At 76.2% G+C, this 18,127-nt stretch carries 2 protein-coding genes; both read right to left on the bottom strand.

Features of this window, described 5'->3' with window-relative positions:
• Positions 1-5,585, bottom strand: a 5,585-nt coding sequence (locus tag AB0D08_RS31640; protein WP_359893672.1) for an amino acid adenylation domain-containing protein, incomplete at its 3' end; no start/stop codon positions are given.
• A gap of 59 nt (positions 5,586-5,644) precedes the next feature.
• Entirely contained in the window at positions 5,645-18,025 is a 12,381-nt protein-coding gene (locus tag AB0D08_RS31635; RefSeq protein ID WP_359893670.1) for an amino acid adenylation domain-containing protein, read from the bottom strand.
• Positions 18,026-18,127: the final 102 nt, after the last annotated feature.

The following is an 18,127-nucleotide window of genomic DNA, read 5'->3' as shown; positions in this document are numbered from 1 at the left end:
GTCGCGGTGTCGGAGTCGAGCGTGCCACCGCCCAGGGTGTTGATGGTGTACTCGGTCGGGCCGTACAGGTTGTAGCCCATGACGCCCGGGGTGTCGCGCAGCTTGGACCACAGGGTCTCGGCCACCGCCTCACCACCGAGCAGCACCAGCACCGGGCGGTGCCGCTCCCCGTCCAGCAGACCGCACTCGATCAGCGCCTGGGCGTACGAGGGCGTCACGTTGATGACGTCGATCTCGTGCTCGGCGCAGAAGTCCGCCAGTCCCTGGGAGTCGCGGCGCAGGGCCTCGTCGAGGACGTGCACCTCGTGCCCCTCGACCAGCCAGAGCAGTTCCTCCCACGACATGTCGAACGAGAACGACACCGTGTGCGCGATCCGCAGCCGACGACCACCCGCCGACGCCACCACCGGATCGAAGATCGCCTCACGATGGTTCAACTGCATGTTCGTCAGACCACGGTACGGCGTCACCACACCCTTCGGCCGACCCGTCGAACCCGACGTGAAAATCACATACGCCGGCGCATCCAGATCGACGACGACCCCCAGCGGACCGTCCGAGAACGAAGCCAGCTCCGCCACGACCTCCGCCGAATCCAGCAGCACCAACGACCCGGACTCCGGCACCAACGCAGCAGCCGAAGAATCCGTCACCAGACACACCGGCCCGGTCTCCTCCACCATGAACGCCAACCGCTCCCGCGGATAGTCCAACTCCAACGGCAGATACGCAGCCCCCGTCCGCAACACCGCAAACAACGCCGCCACCATCTCCAACGAACGCGGCAACCCCAACGCCACCACCTGCTCAGGCCCCGCCCCACGCGCCACGAACAACCGCGCCAGACGATTCACCCGCGCATCCAACTCCGCGTACGACCACGACGAACCACCGAACACCAACGCCGTCTCACCCGGCACCAGCGCCGCACGCTCCGCCAACAGATCCGCCACCGTCGCATCCGGCAACACCCGCGACGTCGCCACCCACTCCCCCAACACCAACCCACACTCACGCACCGTCAGCAGGTCCAGCTCGCGGACCAGGATGCGGGGCCGGGCGGTGAGCTGTTCCAGCAGGTGGACCAGGCGCTCGGCGTGCTGTTCGACGGTGTCGCGGTCGAAGACGTCGGGGCGGTAGGTCCACTCGAAGGAGAGCGCCGGGCCGGGGTTGGTGATGAAGATCAGCGGGAAGTGGGTGGCGTCGACGTCGATGACGTCCTGGACACCGAGGGACTCCCGGATGCGGTCGCGGACGCCCTCGTCGGCGGGGGTGTTCCGGAGCACCTGGAGGGTGTCGAAGAGGCGGCCGAAGCCGGTGGTGCGGGAGATCTCGCCGAGGCCGACCTGGTGGTGCGGCAGCAGTTCGGTCTGCTCCCTCTGGAGACGGGCGAGGAACGCGGCGACGCTCTCCTCGCCGCGCAGCCGGGCGCGGACCGGGACGGCGTTGAGGAACATGCCGATGGTGCCCTCGATACCGGGCAGTTCGGCGGGGCGGCCGGAGACGGTCGCGCCGAACACCACGTCCTGGCGGGCGGTCAGACCGGCCAGCAGCAGGCCCCAGGCCCCGGAGAGCACGGTGTTGAGGGTCAGAGCGCGCTCGCGGGCGTAGGCGGCGATCCGGTCGGTGAGCTCGGCCGAGATCGGCAGCTCGACCTTCTCGGGCAGCAGTGCGGCCCGCTCGCGGGCCTGCGGGGCGAGCAGGGTGGGCTCGTCCAGGCCGGCCAGCGCCGTCCGCCAGGCCTCGCGGCCCTGCTGCTGGTCCTGGGCGCCCAGCCAGGCCAGGAAGTCCCGGTAGGGCAGCGCGGTGGAGTCCTGCACCGTGCCGGTACCGGTGAGGCCGTCGTGGCAGCGGGTCAGCAGTTCCTGCAGGAACAGGCCGGAGGACCAGCCGTCCCAGAGCAGCGCGTGGTTGGTGATCAGCAGGTGCTGGCGTCCGCCAGGGGCGAGCACCGACACCAGCCGCAGCAGCGGCGGGGCGGTGAGGTCGAAGCGGGTGAATGCCTCGGTCTCCTTGAGCCGCTGGAGTTCCGCCTCGGCGGCCGCCGGGTCGAGGCCGCTCAGGTCGACCTCGGTGAGCGGTACGTCGACGGCGCGCGGCACGAACTGGACCGGCCGGTCCAGGCCGTCCTGGAGGAAGCCGGCCCGCAGGTTGGGGTGGCGTTCCAGTACGGCGGTGACGGCGGCGCGCAGCACGTCCACCGGGACCCGGGTGGTGAGGGTGACCACGTCGCGGGAGGTGTAGACGTCCAGCGCCTGGTCGTCGTAGCCGGCCTCGAAGAGCAGGCCCTCCTGGAGCGGGGAGACCGGCCAGACCTCCTCGATCTCCAGCTTGGGCACCGCTGCCCGGACGACGGCGAGTTCGGCCTCGGTCGGCTCGGGCAGGGCCGGGATGGCGGGGGGCTGCCCGGCCGCGCCACGCCGGTCGGCGACCGCGGCCAGCGCGGCCGGGGTGCGGCACTCGAACACGTCGCGCGGGCTGATCGACAGTCCTTCGGCGCGGGCGACGCCGATCAGCCGGATGGAGGCGATCGAATCGCCGCCGAGCCGGAAGAAGTCGTCCTCGGCGCCCGCCCCGGGCAGCGCCAGGACCTCGGCGAACAGGTCGCACAGCAGCCGCTCGGTGTCGGTCTCGGCGGCCCGCGAGGAGCCCAGTCCGGCGTACTCGAGGGCGTCGTCGGGCAGCGCGGCCCGGTCGGTCTTGCCGCTGACGGTCAGCGGGAAGCCGTCCAGCACCGCGAAGGCGGACGGGACCATGTACTCGGGCAGCCGGGCCGCGAGCGCGGTGTGCAGCGCGACGCTGTCCAGTTCGGCGCCGGGGGCGGGGACGACGTAGCCCACCAGCCGCTTGACGGCGCCGTCGCGGACCAGGACGGCGCACTGCGCGACGCCGGGCTGCTCGGCGAGGGCGGCCTCGATCTCGCCCAGCTCGATCCGGTAGCCGCGGATCTTGATCTGGTCGTCGGCCCGGCCCAGGTAGTCGAGGGTGCCGTCGGGGCGGCGGCGCACCAGGTCGCCGGTGCGGTACATCCGGCCGCCGTCGCCGAACGGGTCGGCGACGAAGCGTTCGGCGGTCAGGCCCGGGCGGTCCAGGTAGCCGCGGGCCAGCTGGCGGCCGGCCAGGTACAGCTCGCCGGGCGAGCCGGCCGGGACCGGGCGCAGCATCGCGTCCAGCACGTAGGCGCGGCCGCCGCGCAGCGGGCGGCCGATGCTCGGGGTGGCGCTGTCGGCGAGGTCGGCGACCAGCGCGTCGACGGTGTACTCGGTGGGGCCGTAGTAGTTGATCGCGGTGGTGCCGGGTTCGGCGCGCAGCCGGGTCCACAGCGGCTCGGGCAGCGCCTCGCCGCCGAGCAGCAGGACGCACGGGCGGTGGCCGCCGTCCAGCAGGCCGGAGTCGATCAGCTGCTGGGCGTAGGACGGGGTGTTGTCGAGCACGTCGATGCGGTGCTCGCGGGTGTACGCGACGACGGTCTCGGCGTCGCGCCGGTCGTCCTCGCCGAGCAGGTGCAGTTCGTGGCCGCCGATCAGCCAGAGCAGCTGGTCCCAGGAGGAGTCGAAGGTGAACGAGGCCAGGTGCAGGGCGCGCAGGCGCTCGCGGCCGCTCGCCCGGACGGCGTCGGCGAAGGTGGTGGCGAGGTGGTCGTGCGCGAGGTTGGCGAGGCCCGCGTGCGGCACCACGACGCCCTTGGGGCGGCCGGTGGAGCCGGAGGTGTGGATGACGTACGCGGCCTGCTCGGGGTGGACCGGTCCGCCGCGCTCGGTGTCGGTGAGCGGGCCGCCGGGCAGGGCGGCGAGCGCGTCCAGGACGGCGGGGTCGTCGAGTGCGATGCCGCCGGGGAAGCGGTCGGCGAGGGCGCGGGTGGTGAGCGTCAGGGCGGGGCGGGCGTCGTCCAGCACCTGGGCGATCCGCTCGGCGGGGTGGTCGAGGTCGAGCGGCAGGTAGGCGCCGCCGGCCTTGAGGACGGCGAGCAGGGCGACCACGGTCCCGGTGGAGCGGGGCAGCGCCAGGGCGACGGTCCGCTCGGCGCCGAGGCCGCGGCAGAGCAGCAGCCGGGCGAGGCGGTCGACCCGGTCGGCGAGCTCGCCGAAGGTGAGCCGGTCGGTCGGGGTGACCAGGGCGAGGGCGTCGGGGGTGCGGGCCGCCCGGGCGGTGAACTGGTCGGCGACGGTGCCGGCCGGCACCGGGTGGTCGCCGCCGTCGAGGACCGCGCTCTCGGCGCCGAGCAGGTCGAGCCGGGCCAGCGGGGTGTCCGGGTCGGCGGCGAACGCGGTCAGCAGGGCGAGGAAGCGGTGGGCGATCCGCTCGGCCTCGGCGTGCTCGAACACGTCGGGGCGGTAGTCGAGTTCGAGCCGCAGCTCGGCGCCGGGCAGCACGGCCAGGCCGAGCGGGTAGTGGGTGGCGTCGCGGGCGCCGAGGCCGGTGATGGCCAGGCCCTCGGCGCCGCCGAGCAAGGCCTGGACGTCGTCGCCGCCGCCCTGGTAGTTCTCCACCACCACCAGGGTGTCGAACAGGGCGCCCTCGACGGCGGACTGGCGCTGGATCGCGGCCAGGCCCAGGTGCTGGTGGGCCATCAGGGCGGCCTGTTCGGCCTGGACGGCGGCGACGGCCTGCGCGAGGGTGTCGCCGGCGCGGGTCCTGACCCGGACCGGCACGGTGTTGATGAACAGGCCGACCATGGACTCGGCGCCCGGCAGGTCGTCCGGGCGGCCGGAGACGGTGGTGCCGAACACCACGTCGGTGGCGCCGGTCAGCGAGCCGAGCAGCACGCCCCACAGGGTGTGCGCGAGGTTGCCGAGGGTCAGCCCCTCGGCCCGCGCGGCGGCGGCGACCTCGGCGGAGAGCGCGGCGGGCACCGTCAGGTGCACCGAACCGGCCTCCACGGCGGGCGTGTTCAGGCCGGGCGCGACCGGCCGGGCCTGGTCGAAGCCGTCCAGCGCGGTCCGCCAGGCGTTCTCGGCGGCGGCGGTGTCGCGGGTGGCGAGCAGCGCCAGGTGGTCCTTGTACGGGCGGACCGCGGGCAGCGCCGCCAGGTCGCCGCCGGCGCCGTACAGCGCGAGCAGCTCGCGCACCAGGATCGGCATCGACCAGCCGTCCAGCAGCAGGTGGTGGCAGGTGACGACCAGCCGGGAGCGGTCGGCGCCCAGCCGCAGCAGGGCGAAGCGCAGCAGCGGCGGGGTGTCCAGGTCGAAGTGGTGCCGCCAGTCCTGGTCCATCGCGTCGCGGACGGCCGCGTCCCGGGCGGCCGGGGCCAGGCCGGTCAGGTCGAGCTCGCGCAGCGGGGTGTCGACGGCCCGCTGGACGAACTGGACCACCGCCTCGGGGTCCTCGTACCAGAAGCCGGCCCGCAGGTTGGCGTGCCGGCGCAGCAGCGCGTCGACGGCCGCGGCGAGCCGCGCGGTGTCGACCGTACCGGCCAGGTCCAGGTGGGACTGGACCACGTAGACGTCGCGGGCCTCGGCGTCGTAGAGGGCGTGGAAGAGCAGGCCCTCCTGGAGCGAGGACAGCGGGTAGACGTCTTCCAGGGTGGACTCGGTGGCGGGCTCCTCGGTCGGCTCGGCCTGGGTCGGGTTCTGGTCGTTCGTCACGGTGTTCTCGGTCCTGGAGGTCGGGGCGGGGAGGGGCACGGGGCGGTGGTCGGACGGGTTCATCGGCGCCTGCGCAGCCGGGATTCCAGCCGGTCGATCTGGGACTGCTTCAGGGTGACCAGCGTCAGGTCGGACGGGGTGACCCCGGCGCCGCCGGTGCGGGTGTGCACGGCGAAGGCGTCCAGCGCGGCGAACCACGCGTCGGCCAGCGCCGTCACCTCGGCCTCGGTGAGCAGGGCCTGCGGCCAGCTCCACTCGACGGCCAGTTCGGGACGGCCGTCCGGTCCGGCCTGGACCACCGCGTCGATCTCCAGCGGGTAGCCGGCCGGCATCGCCGGGTCGGGGCCGGCCGCGGCGGTGACCGCGGCGCGCTGCTCCTGCGGGGCGAACGGCCAGCCGCCGGCCACCGGGCCGGCCGGGCCGTCGGTGCGGCCGCGGTAGTTGAACAGCAGCTCGGAGCGCGGTGCGGCGGCGAGCAGCGGCGCGGTCTGCGGGTTGAGGTGGCGCAGCAGTCCGTGGCCGAGGCCGCGGTCGGGGACGGCCCGCAGCTGCTCCTTGACCTGCTTGAGGGCGCGTCCGGTCTCGGCTCCGCCGGTTAGGGCGGCGGCCGGGTCGACGCCGGCCAGGTCGAGCCGGACGGGGTGGACGGTGGTGAACCAGCCGACGGTGCGGGCCAGGTCGGGGGCGAGGGCGCCGGTGTCGGCGCCGCCGCGGCCGTGACCCTCCAGGTCGAGCTGCAGGGCCGGTGCGGCGCCCGGGCGGGCGGTGGCGACGCCGAGTGCGAGGCCGGCCAGCAGTACGTCGTCCACCCCGGCGCCGAAGGCCTGCGGCACGTCGGCGAGCAGCGGGGCGGTGCGCTCCGCGGGCAGGGTGCGGCGCAGGGTGCGCACGGTGGCGACGGTGTCGCGGGCCGGGTCGGCGGTGAGCGTGCCGAGCGGTCCGGCGGGGCCGGCCAGGGCGGTGCGCCAGTAGCCGGTCTCGGCGACCCGGGAGCGTTCCTGGGCGTGCGCCAGCAGGCGCTCCGACCAGGTCCGCAGGGAGTCGGCCTCCGGTTCCGGGGCGGGCCGGCCGCCGGCCGCGAACGCGGTGTAGGCGGTGGCCAGTTCGGGCAGCAGGGTGCGCCAGGAGACGCCGTCGACGGCGAGGTGGTGGACGGTCAGCAGCAGTCGGCCGTCCTGCCCGGCGCCGCCGTCGAAGTGGACGGCGCGCAGTACCCGGCCCGCGCCGGGGGCGAGGGCGGCGGCGGCCGCGTCGGCCTCCCGGGCGATCAGCTCGGTGCCGGTGCCCTCGACCACCCGCAGGGTGTCCGGGTCGGTGACGGCGGGGGCCTGGTCGGCGGGCAGGATCTCCTGGGTCCACAGGCCGTCGGTGGTGTCCAGGCGCAGGCGCAGCGCCGGGTGGTTCCCGGCGAGCGAGGCGAGCGCCCGGCGCAGCGGCTCGGCCCGCAGGCCGGCCTCCACGGTGAGCAGCACCGACTGGTTGAACCGGTCGATCGGGCCGCCGCGTTCGCGCAGCCAGTGCACGACGGGCAGGGCGGGCAGTTCGCCGTCGGCCGGGGCGGGCGGCGCCACGGCGGCGGTGGTCGGCGCGGCGGGCGGCTGTCCCTTGGCGGCGGCGGCCAGTGCGGCCGGGGTCGGGTACTGGAACACGTCCTTGGCGGCGATCTCCAGCCCGGCCTTGCGGGCCCGGCCGACCAGTTGGATGGAGGCGATGGAGTCGCCGCCGAGGGCGAAGAAGTTCTCCTCCTCGCCGACCTTGGGCAGGCCGAGCACCTCGGCGAAGACCTTGGCCATCGCCTTGGCGGGGGTGTGGCCGGTGGTGGCGGCGGGTGCGGCGGCGCGGCCGGGGGCGGGCAGCGCCTTGCGGTCGAGCTTGCCGTTGACGCTGAGCGGCAGCGCGTCCAGCACGGTGACCACGGCGGGCACCATGTGTTCGGGCAGTACGGCGGCGACCGCGGCGCGGACGGCGTCACCGCTGACGGCGGTGCCGGCCTGCGGGACGACGTACCCGGCGAGCTGGCGGGCGCCGCCGTCGACCAGCGGGCGGGCGACCACGGCGGCCTGGCCGACGCCGGGGACGGCGGCCAGCGCCGACTCGACCTCGCCGAGCTCGATCCGGAAGCCGCGCACCTTGACCTGGTCGTCGGTGCGGCCGAGGTACTCGACCTCGCCGTCGACCCGACGGCGCACCAGGTCGCCGGTGCGGTACATCCGCCCGCCGTCACCGAACGGGTCGGCGACGAAGCGGCCGGAGGTCAGCGCCGGGCGGCCGAGGTAGCCGTCGGCCAGCTGGACGCCGGCCAGGTACAGCTCGCCGGGGACGCCGACCGGGACCGGCCGTAGCCGCCCGTCCAGCACGTGCAGCTTGGTGTTCCAGACCGGGCGGCCGATCGGGACGACCCCGGCACCGGCCCAGGCGCGGTGGTAGGTGACGTCGACGGCGGCCTCGGTCGGGCCGTACAGGTTGTGCAGTTCGATGTGCGGCCACAGGGCGGCGAACCGGTCGACGGCGGCGGCGGGCAGCGCCTCGCCGGAGCAGAACACCCGGCGCACGTCGGTGAAGCCGCGGCGGATCGCGTCCTCGCCCTCGGCGGCGCCGGTGAAGGCGGTCAGCATGGACGGCACGAAGTGCGCGGTGGTGACGCCGTGCCGGGCGGCCAGTTCGGCCAGGTACCCGGGCTCGCGGTGGCCGCCGGGGCGGGCCAGCACCACGGCCGCGCCGCTGACCAGCGGCAGGAAGAACTCCCAGACCGAGACGTCGAAGCTGGCGGGGGTCTTCTGCAGGATCCGGTCCTCGGGCGTGATGCCGTAGACCTCGCGCATCCAGTCCAGCCGGTTGACGATCGCCCGGTGGCCGACCAGCACGCCCTTGGGGCGGCCGGTGGAGCCCGAGGTGAAGATCACGTACGCGGGGTGGTCCTCGCCGGGCTCCTGCGGTTCGGCCTGCGGGCCCTCTCCGTCGACCGTGAGCACCGGGACGCCCTCGACCCGGGGCAGGCGGTCGGCCTGGCCGTCGACGGTCAGCACGCACACCGGCGCGGCGTCCTCGACCATGCCGGCCAGCCGCTCCACCGGGTACTCGGTGTCCAGCGGCAGGTAGGCAGCGCCGGACTTCAGGACGGCCAGCAGCGCGGCCATCAGTTCGGCGGAGCGCGGCACGGCGATCGCGACGATCGTGCCCGGGCCGGCGCCGGCCGCGGCCAGCCGGCGGGCCAGCGCGTCGGCGCGGGCGTCCAGTTCGCGGTAGGTCAGGCGCTCGGCGTCGAGGATGACGGCGACGGCGTCGGGGGTGGCGGCGGTCCGCTCGGCGATCCGGGTCACCAGGGTGCCGGGGCGCACCTCGCGCTCGGTGGCGTTCCACTCCCCCGCGAGGCCGCGGCGTTCCTGCGCCGAGGTCGGCTCGATCCGGGCGGCGGGGCGCTCGGGCGCGGTCAGTGCCTGTTCCAGCACCCGCAGCAGGCGGGCGCCGAACAGCCCCGCGGTGGACCGGTCGAACAGGTCCTGGGCGTAGATCACGGTCAGGTCGGTGCGGGTGCCGTCGGCGGACTCCACGAAGGTGAACGCCAGGTCGAAGCGGGCCGCGTGCACCGGGTCGGGCAGCAGCGCGGTGCGGGCGCCGAGCAGGGCGTCCAGGCCGCCGGCCTCCTTGCGGTGCTGCACCATCACCTGGAACAGCGGGTGGCGGCCGAGCGAGCGCTCCGGGTTGACGATCTCCACCAGCCGGTCGAACGGCAGGTCCTGGTGGGCGAGTGCGCCGAGCACGGTCTCCCGGGAGCGGGCCACCAGGGCGTCGAAGCTCGGTTCGCCGGCGAGGTCGTGCCGCAGCACCAGCGTGTTGACGAAGAAGCCGACCACCTCCTCGACGGCCTCGTCGGCCCGCCCGGCTACCGGGGTGCCGAGCGCGACGTCGGTGGTCCGGGCGAGCGTGCCGAGCAGCAGCGCGGCGGCCGCCTGGGTGACCATGAACGGGGTGACGCCGGTCCGGTTGGCGTACTCGCCGAGCGCCGTGTGCAGTTCCGCGGGCAGCCGCAGCCGGACCGAGCCGCCCCGGCCGGTGGCCTCGGCGGGCCGGGGCCGGTCGGTCGGCAGCGCCAGCTCGGCGGGCAGGCCGGCCAGCTTCCCGGTCCAGTACGCGACCTGGTCGGCGGCCGGGCCGCCGGTCCCGGCGAGCAGTTCGGCCTGCCACAGCGCGTGGTCGGCGTACTGCAGCGGGAGCGCCGCGCACACCGGGGCGGCGCCGGTCAGCCGGGCCGCGTAGGCGCGGTCCAGGTCGCGCAGCAGCACGCCCTCGGACCACTCGTCGCCGGCGATGTGGTGCAGCGCGATGCTCAGCACGTGCCGGTCGGCGGCGCTGGACAGCAGGGTGGCGCGGACCGGGATCTCGGTGGCCAGGTCGAAGGCGTACGCCCCGGCGGCGGCCACCTCGCGGTCCAGCCGGTGGACCGTCACCTCCTGGGTGGTGAACGGCACTCCGGCCTGCGCCGGGGTCAGGATCCGCTGCCGCGGGCGCCCGTCGGTGTCCGGGAAGACGGTCCGCAGCGCCTCGTGCCGGGCGAGCACGTCGCCGAAGGCCAGCCGCAGCGCGTCGGCGTCGAGCTCGCCGTCGATCCGCAGCGCGCACGGGATGGTGTACGCGGTGCTGGGGCCCTCCAGGCGGTACAGGAACCAGAGCCGGGCCTGCGCGGCGGACAGCGGCAGCACCTCGGGGCGCGGCCGGGCGCTCGGCCCGGGGCGGCCGGCGGCGGCGGTGCGCAGCCGCTGCGCCAGCGCGGCGGCGCTGCGGGCCTCGAACAGGTCGCGGACGGCGATCTCGGCGCCGAGCGCGGCCCTGACCCGGCCGATCACCCGGGTGGCGAGCAGCGAGTGGCCGCCGAGGGCGAAGAAGTCGTCCTCCACGCCGACCCGCGGCAGGCCGAGCACATCGGCGAACACGCCGCACAGCACGGCCTCGCGTTCGTCGCGCGGGGCCCGCCCGGCGGGGGCGGCGAAGTCCGCGGCCCCGGGCTCGGGCAGCGCCTGCCGGTCGAGCTTGCCGTTGACGTTCAGCGGCAGCGCGTCCAGCGGGACGATCGCGGCCGGCACCAGGTACTCGGGCAGCGTCTCGGCGAGCGCCTTGCGCAGCGCGGCCGGGTCCAGGGCGGCGGGGACGGCGTAGCCGACCAGGCGGCGCACCCCGGTGGTGCCGCGGACCACCACGGCGGCACCGGTGACGCCGGGCAGGGCGGCGAGCGCGGCCTCCACCTCGCCGGGCTCGACCCGGAAGCCGCGGATCTTCACCTGGTCGTCGTCGCGGCCGAGGAAGTCCAGGGAGCCGTCGGGCCGGTGGCGGACCACGTCGCCGGTGCGGTACATCCGGCCGCCGTCGGCGAACGGGTCGGCGACGAAACGGCCGGCGGTCAGCGCGGGCCGGTTGCCGTAACCGCGGGCCAGGCCGGGGCCGGCGATGTACAGCTCGCCGGGGACCCCGGCCGGCACCGGCCGCAGCCGGGCGTCCAGCACGTACACCCGGGTGTTGCCGATCGGGCGGCCGACGAACGGCGTCGCGCTCTCGTCCAGCGCGGCGCCCAGGGTGTCGACGGTGTACTCGGTGGGGCCGTAGAAGTTGTGGCCGATGACGCCCTCGGTCTCCCGGATCCGGGTCCACAGGGCCTCGCCGACGGCCTCGCCGCCGACCAGGAACAGCAGCGGGCGGTGCTCGGCGGAGTCCAGCAGGCCCCACTCGACCAGCTGCTGGCCGAACGACGGCGTGACGTCCAGGGTGTCGATCCGGTCGGCGAGCAGCCGGGCGGCCAGTGCCTGCGGGTCGCGCCGCAGGTCCTCGCCGTAGACGTGCAGTTCGTGGCCGGCGATCAGCCAGAGCAGCTGCTCCCAGGAGGAGTCGAAGGAGAACGAGGCGGTGTGCGCGGCGCGCAGCCGGCGTCCGCCCGCGGCCTCGACGGCCCGCGCGAAGACCGTGTTGCCGTGGTGCTCCAGCATGTTGGCCAGGCCCCGGTGCGGCACCTGGACGCCCTTGGGGCGGCCGGTGGAGCCGGAGGTGTGGATGACGTACGCCAGGTCGTCGGCGTGCGGGGGCAGCGGCTCGGCGGAGCGCGTGCCGACGTCGGTGAGCAGCAGGGTGCCCCGGCCGTGCTCGGCGAGCACCGGCAGCCGGGCGGCCACCTCGGCGGTGGTCAGGGTGAGCAGCGGTTCGGCGTCGGCGAGCATCAGGGCGACCCGCTCGGCCGGGTGGTCGAGGTCGAGGGGCAGGTAGGCGGCGCCGGAGGCGAGCACGCCGAGCAGCGCGGCCACCAGGTCGGCGGAGCGCGGCAGGGCGAGGGCGACGACCCGGCCCGGTCCGGCGCCGAGCGCGGCCAGGTGGCGGGCGGTCAGCTCGACGTCGGCGGCCAGCTCGGCGTAGCTCAGGCGCCGGTCGCCGCAGACCACGGCGGTGTCGTCGGGGGTGGCGGCGGCCCTGGCCCGGAACGCGTCGACCACGGTGCCGTCCGGGACGGTTCGGGCGGTGGCGTTCCAGCCGTGCAGCAGCTGCTCGCGTTCGGCGGTGTCCAGGATCTCCAGCGCGCCGACGGGGGTTCCGGGCGCGGCGGCGATCCGGGTCAGCAGCCGCAGCAGGCGGGCGCCGACGGCGGCGGCCTGCTCGGCGTCGAAGACGTCGGGGCGGTACTCGACGGTGAGCTGCGGGGCGTCCCCGGGCAGGGTGAGAACGGTCAGCGGGTAGTGGGTGGCGCCGCGGTTGCCGATGCCGGCCACCCGCAGGCCCGCGGCGGTCAGTTCGGCCGGGTCGACGGGGTAGTTCTCGAACACCAGCAGGGTGTCGAACAGGGTGCCGTGGCCGGCCTGCGCCTGGATGTCGGCCAGGCCCAGGTACTGGTGGTCGAGCAGCGCCGACTGCTGGGCCTGGAGCCGGGCCAGCGCCTCGGCGGCCGGCTCGTCGTCGCGGGGTTCGAAGCGGACCGGGACGGTGTTGCTGAACAGGCCGACCATCGACTCGACGCCCGGGATGTCGCTGGGGCGGCCGGAGACGGTGGCGCCGAACACCACGTCGGTGCGGCCGGTCAGCCGGCCGAGCAGGATCGCCCAGGCGCCCTGGACCAGGGTGTTGAGGGTCAGTCCGTGCCGGCGGGCGGTGCCGGTGAGCGCAGCGGTCAGCTCGGCGCCCAGCGGCAGGTGGAGTTCGCGGCCGGCCGTGCCGGGGCCGCCGGCGGGGCGGCCGAGCGCGTCGGCGAGCAGGGTGGGCGCCTGGAGGCCGGCCAGCGCGGCGCGCCAGGCGGCGGCGTCGGCGGCCTGGTCGCGCCGCTGGAGCCATCCCAGGTGCTCGGCGTACGGGGTGACGGCCGGGAACCGCCGGGCGCCGCCGTACGCGGCGATCAGCTCGCGCAGCAGGACGGGGGTGGACCAGCCGTCCATCACGATGTGGTGGCGGGTCAGCAGCAGCCGGTGGTGGTCCTCGCCGAGGGTGAGCAGGGCGCAGCGCAGCAGCGGCGGGCGGGTGAGGTCGAAGCGGCCGGCCGCCTCGGCGTCCTCGATCGCGCCGATCCGCCCGGCCTGGCCGGCGGTGTCCAGGCCGGTCAGGTCGTGCTCGGTCCACGGGACGGTGACGTGGCCGGCGATCAGCTGCAGCGGCCGGTCGAGGCCGGTGTGGTGGAAGCCGGCCCGCAGCGCGGAGTGCCGGTTGACCACGGTGTCGACGGCCGCCCGCAGGGTGGCGGGGTCGAGCGGGCCGCGCAGGTCGAGCGAGGTCAGCGAGGTGTACAGGTCGTCGGCGCCCTCGGTGTCCTGGTAGAGGGAGTGGAACAGCAGGCCCTCCTGGAGCGGGGAGAGCGGCAGCACGTCCTCGGTGCCGGGGTGCTCGGCGGCGAGCAGGTCCAGCACGGGCTGGGTGACGGCGGCCAGCGGTACGTCGCCGGGAGTGAGGGCGGCGGCGTCCGGGCGGGCGGCGAACGCGGTGAGCGCGTCCAGCGCGGCGAACCACTGCCCGGCCAGTTCGCGGACGGCCTGCTCGGTCAGCACACCCTGCGGCCAGGCGAGGCGGACCGTCAGTTCGGGCCCGTCGGCGCGGTCGTGGACGACGGCGGTGACCTCCAGCGCGTGCGCGGCGGGCAGCGCGGGGTCGGCGGCCGGCTCGAAGGCGTCGCCGGCGGGGGTGAACGGCCGGCCGTCGGCGGTGAACCGGCCCAGGTAGCCGAACTGCAGCTGCGGGGCCTCGGCGTCGGCCGGTGCGGCGCCGGCCACCGGGTCCAGGTGGCGCAGCAGGCCGTATCCGGTGGCCGCGTCGGGCAGGGCGCGCAGCTGCTCCTTGACCAGGGCCAGCGCGCGGCCGGCCGCGGGGCCGCCGGCCAGGGCGTCGGCGAGGTCGATCTCGGCCAGGTCGAGGCGGGCCGGGTGGCCGCCGGCCAGCGCGCCGACGGTGCGGGTGGTGTCGGCGCCGGGCACCAGGTGGTCCGCGCGGCCGTCGGTCTCCAGGCGCAGCAGCAGGTCGGGGCGGGCCGAGGCGCCGTGGCGGACCCGGCGGCGGCCGAGCACGGCCAGCGTCAGGGCGGTGAGCAGGACGTGCCCGGTGCCGGCGCGGCGGGTGGCGGGGACCAGGTCGAGCAGCGGGGCGGTGCGGGCGGTGTCCAGGGTGAGCCGCAGCTGCCGGGTGGTGGCGGCGGTGTCCCGGGCGGGGTCGAGCGGGCGGTCGCCGAGCAGCGGTCCGGCGCCCTCGGCGAGCAGCGCCTGCCAGCTGGGCAGTTCGGCGCGGACGGCGTCGGTGGCGGCCGCGTCGGCCAGGCCCAGCGCCCAGCGGCGCGGCGAGGTGGCGACGGGCTCCAGGGCGCGGCCCTCGTACGCGGCGGGCAGGTCGGCGAGCAGGATCCGCCAGGAGGCGGCGTCCGCGGCGAGCCGGTGCACGGCGAGGACCAGCAGACCGTCGGTGTCGGGGCCGGCGTCCAGGTGGACGGCCTGCAGCACGCTGCCCTGCTCGGGGTCGAGGCGGTCGACGGCGGCCTCGCGCTCGCGGGCGGCGGCCCGGTCCAGCTCGGCGGCGGGGACGGCCAGGCGGCGCAGCCGTTCGGCGGCGGGGGCGCTGCCGGCGGGGCGGATCCGCTGGGTCCAGGCGCCGTCGGCCTCGACGGTCAGCTGCAGGCGCAGCGCGTCGTGGCGTTCGGTCAGCGCGTCCAGGGCGGCGGTGAGGCGGTCGCCGTCCAGCCCGGCGGGGACGGTGAGCACGGTGTGCAGGGCGGACCGGCGGACCGGGCCGCCGAGCTCGCGCAGCCACTCGCCGGCCGCGGTGGCGGGCAGCGGGCCGGCGGCGTCGGGACCGCTGGCGGTGGGGGCGGTGCGCGCGGTCTCGGCGACGGCGGCGATCCGCGCGACGGTGCGGTGCTCGAAGACCACCCGGGGGGTGATCGCGTAGCCGGCCTTGCGGGCGCGGCTGCCGAGCTGGATGGCGGAGACGGAGTCGCCGCCGAGGGAGAAGAAGTTGTCGTCGACGCCGATCCCGGCGAGGCCGAGGATCTCGCGGACCAGGTCGGCCAGGACCCGTTCGGCCTCGGTGCCGGGGGCGCGTCCGGCCGGCCCGGCGGTCTGCTCGGGGGCGGGCAGCGCCCGGCGGTCGATCTTGCCGTTGGCGGTGAGCGGGAAGGTCTCCAGCGCGACCACGACGGCGGGCACCATGTAGTCGGGCAGCAGGCCCGCGACGGCCGGGCGCAGCGCGGCGGCGTCGGCGGTGCCGGTCACGTAGCCGACCAGCTGCCGTCGTCCCGGGGTGTCCTCGCGGACCAGGGCGACCGCCCGGGAGACGCCCGGCTGTGCGGTCAACGCGGCCTCGACCTCGCCGAGTTCGATCCGGAAGCCGCGCAGTTTGACCTGGTCGTCGACCCGGCTGAGGAAGTGGATCCGGCCGTCGGCGGCACGGCGCACCAGGTCGCCGGTGCGGTACATCCGGGTGCCGGCCGGGCCGTGCGGGTCGGCGACGAAGCGGCCGGCGGTCAGGCCGGGCTGCCGCAGGTAGCCGCGTACCACCTGGTCGCCGGCCAGGTAGAGCTCGCCGGGGACGCCGGGCGGCACCGGGCGCAGCGCGCCGTCCAGGACGTGGGCGCGGGTGTTCCAGAACGGGACGCCGATGTCGGGGACGCCGCGGTGGGCGGCGGCGAGTTCGGCGGAGGTGGCCCAGACGGTGGCCTCGGTCGGGCCGTAGACGTTGGTGACGCGGCGGGTGGCACGGGTCAGCCGCTCGGCGAGTTCGGCGGGCAGGGCCTCGCCGCCGACCAGGGCGTGCACCCCGGGCAGGCTGCCGGCCGTGCCGTCCTCCAGCAGGACGTGCCACAGGGTGGGGGTGGCCTGGACGGCCTTGGGCCGGTGGGTGTCGATCAGGGCGGCCAGCGCGGCCGGGTCGCGGACCGTGTCGCGGTCGGCGAGCACCACGGCGGCGCCGCTCACCAGCGGGACGTGGATCTCCAGTTCGGCGATGTCGAAGGAGACGGTGGTGACGGCGACCAGGCTGTCGCCGACGCCGAGGGCCAGCTCCTCGCGCATCATCTCCAGGAAGTTGGCGAGCGCGCCGTGCGGCACCACGACGCCCTTGGGGCGGCCGGTGGAGCCGGAGGTGTGGATGACGTACGCGGGGGTGTGCGGGTCGACCGGGCCGGCCGGCAGCGCGGTGGCGGCGGCGAGTTCGGCGAGGGTGGCCGGGGCGTCGAGCACCAGCGGTCCGTGCTCGTCCGGCACCGCGTGGGCGGAGTCCGTGAGGGTGAGGGTGCAGACCGGACGGGCGTCGTCCAGCATGAACGCCAGCCGGTCGGCCGGGTAGTCGAGGTCCAGCGGCAGGTAGGCGCCGCCGCAGCGCAGCACGGCGAGCATCGCGACCACCAGGTCGGCGGTGCGGGGCAGGGCGAGGGCGACGAAGGACTCGGAGGTGACGCCGCGGGCGGCGAGCAGGGTGGCCAGTCGGCCGGCCCGGTCGTCCAGCCGGCGGTAGGTCAGGCGCTGCCCGCCGGCCACCACGGCGACGGCGTCCGGCACCAGCCGGGCCTGCTCGGCGAACAGCTCCACCACCGTCCGCCCGGACACCGGGTGCCCGGTGGCGTGCCAGCCGGTGAGCGCGGCCAGCTCGGCGTCGGACAGCAACTCCAGCTGGGCGAGGGGCCGTTCGGGCTCGGCGGCGAGCCGGGCCAGCAGGGCGGTGCAGCGCTCGGCGTGGGCGGCCAGCTCGGCGGCGGTGTACAGCTCCGGGTTGGCGTCGAACTCCAGGGTCAGCGTCCCGTCGGGGCCGAGGGAGACGGACAGCTGAAGGTCCTCGACCGGGCCGGAGGCGAGGTTGACCAGGCGGCCCGCGGTGCCGCCGAAGTCCAGGTCGAGGTCGAAGGGCTTGAGGTTGAGCAGCGGGCCGTACAGCCGCTCGTCGCCGCCGACCAGGCCGAGGTCGCGGCGGAGCTCCTCGCCGCGGTGCAGCTGGTGGCGGCGGGCGTCCTTGAGCTCGCCGGCGGCGCGGCGCAGCAGCTGGTGGAAGGTGTCGGTGCCGCTGACGGGCAGCCGGACCGGCAGGATGTTGACCGCCATGCCGGGGACCCGGAGGGTGCCGGGGCCGGTGCGGGCCATGAAGTGCATGCCGAGGACTGCGTCCCGGGTGCCGGTCATCCGGTGCAGGTAGACGGCGAGCGCGGCCGCCGACGCCTCGGCCCAGGTGGTCCGGGCGGCCTTGGCGGTGGCCAGGACGGCGGCGGACCGTGCGGCGGTCAGCTCGATGCGGTGGCGCAGCGCGGCGGGGCCCGCCTGGGCGGTCCGCTCGGTGAGGCCGACCACGGTGGGGCGGTCGGCGTAGCGGGCGTTCCAGTGGGCGCGGGCTTCGGCGGCCCGGTCGGAGTCCAGGTGGGCCTGCTCGGCCTCGACCAGCCGGGCGACCGGCTCGAACGGGCTCGGGGCGGGTTCGGCGCCGCCGGCCAGCGCGGTGTAGAGCTCGGCGACCCGGCGGCTGAACAGGGCGACGCCGTAGCCGTCGATCACCAGGTGGTGGAACCACTGGAACCACAGGTGCCGCTGCTCGCCGGTGCGGACCAGCAGGGCGCCGGTCAGCGGGGCGCCGGCCGGGTCGTCGAGGGCGACCGGCTGGGCCAGTTGGGCGCGGACCAGGTCGACGGCGGCGGCCACCGGGTCGGCGGCGCCGCGGGTGTCCAGCCGGGGCAGCCGCCAGGCCCGCGGGTCGAAGCCGGTGGGCACCTGGCGGGTGCGGCCGTCGCGCTCGACCAGCCGCACGTGCAGGCCGGCCGCCTCCGCGAGGGTGCGGCGCAGGGCTTCCTGGAGCGCCTCGGTGTCCAGCGGGCCGTCCAGTTCGACGTACTGGCCGACGTTGTAGACGGGGTTGTCCGGGTCGATCCGCTGGGCGGACAGCACGCCGGCCTGGGCGGCCGTCAGTTCCAGCCCGACAAGGTCCTCGGCGTCCGTGGTGTGGGTGAGCGCCTCTGGCATCGTTCGACCTTCCCGGGGTCTGTGCGGCTCCGGCCGCCGGGCCGGGACTGCTGGGTGTGCTGTGTGCTGCGTGACGGGCTTCGCGGGTCCGGGCGGCCGCCC

This window comes from Kitasatospora sp. NPDC048540 (genome assembly GCF_040651175.1).
Classification (GTDB): domain Bacteria; phylum Actinomycetota; class Actinomycetes; order Streptomycetales; family Streptomycetaceae; genus Kitasatospora.
Note: the sequence above shows the minus strand (reverse complement) of the source record. Positions and strands in the feature narration are given on the sequence as shown.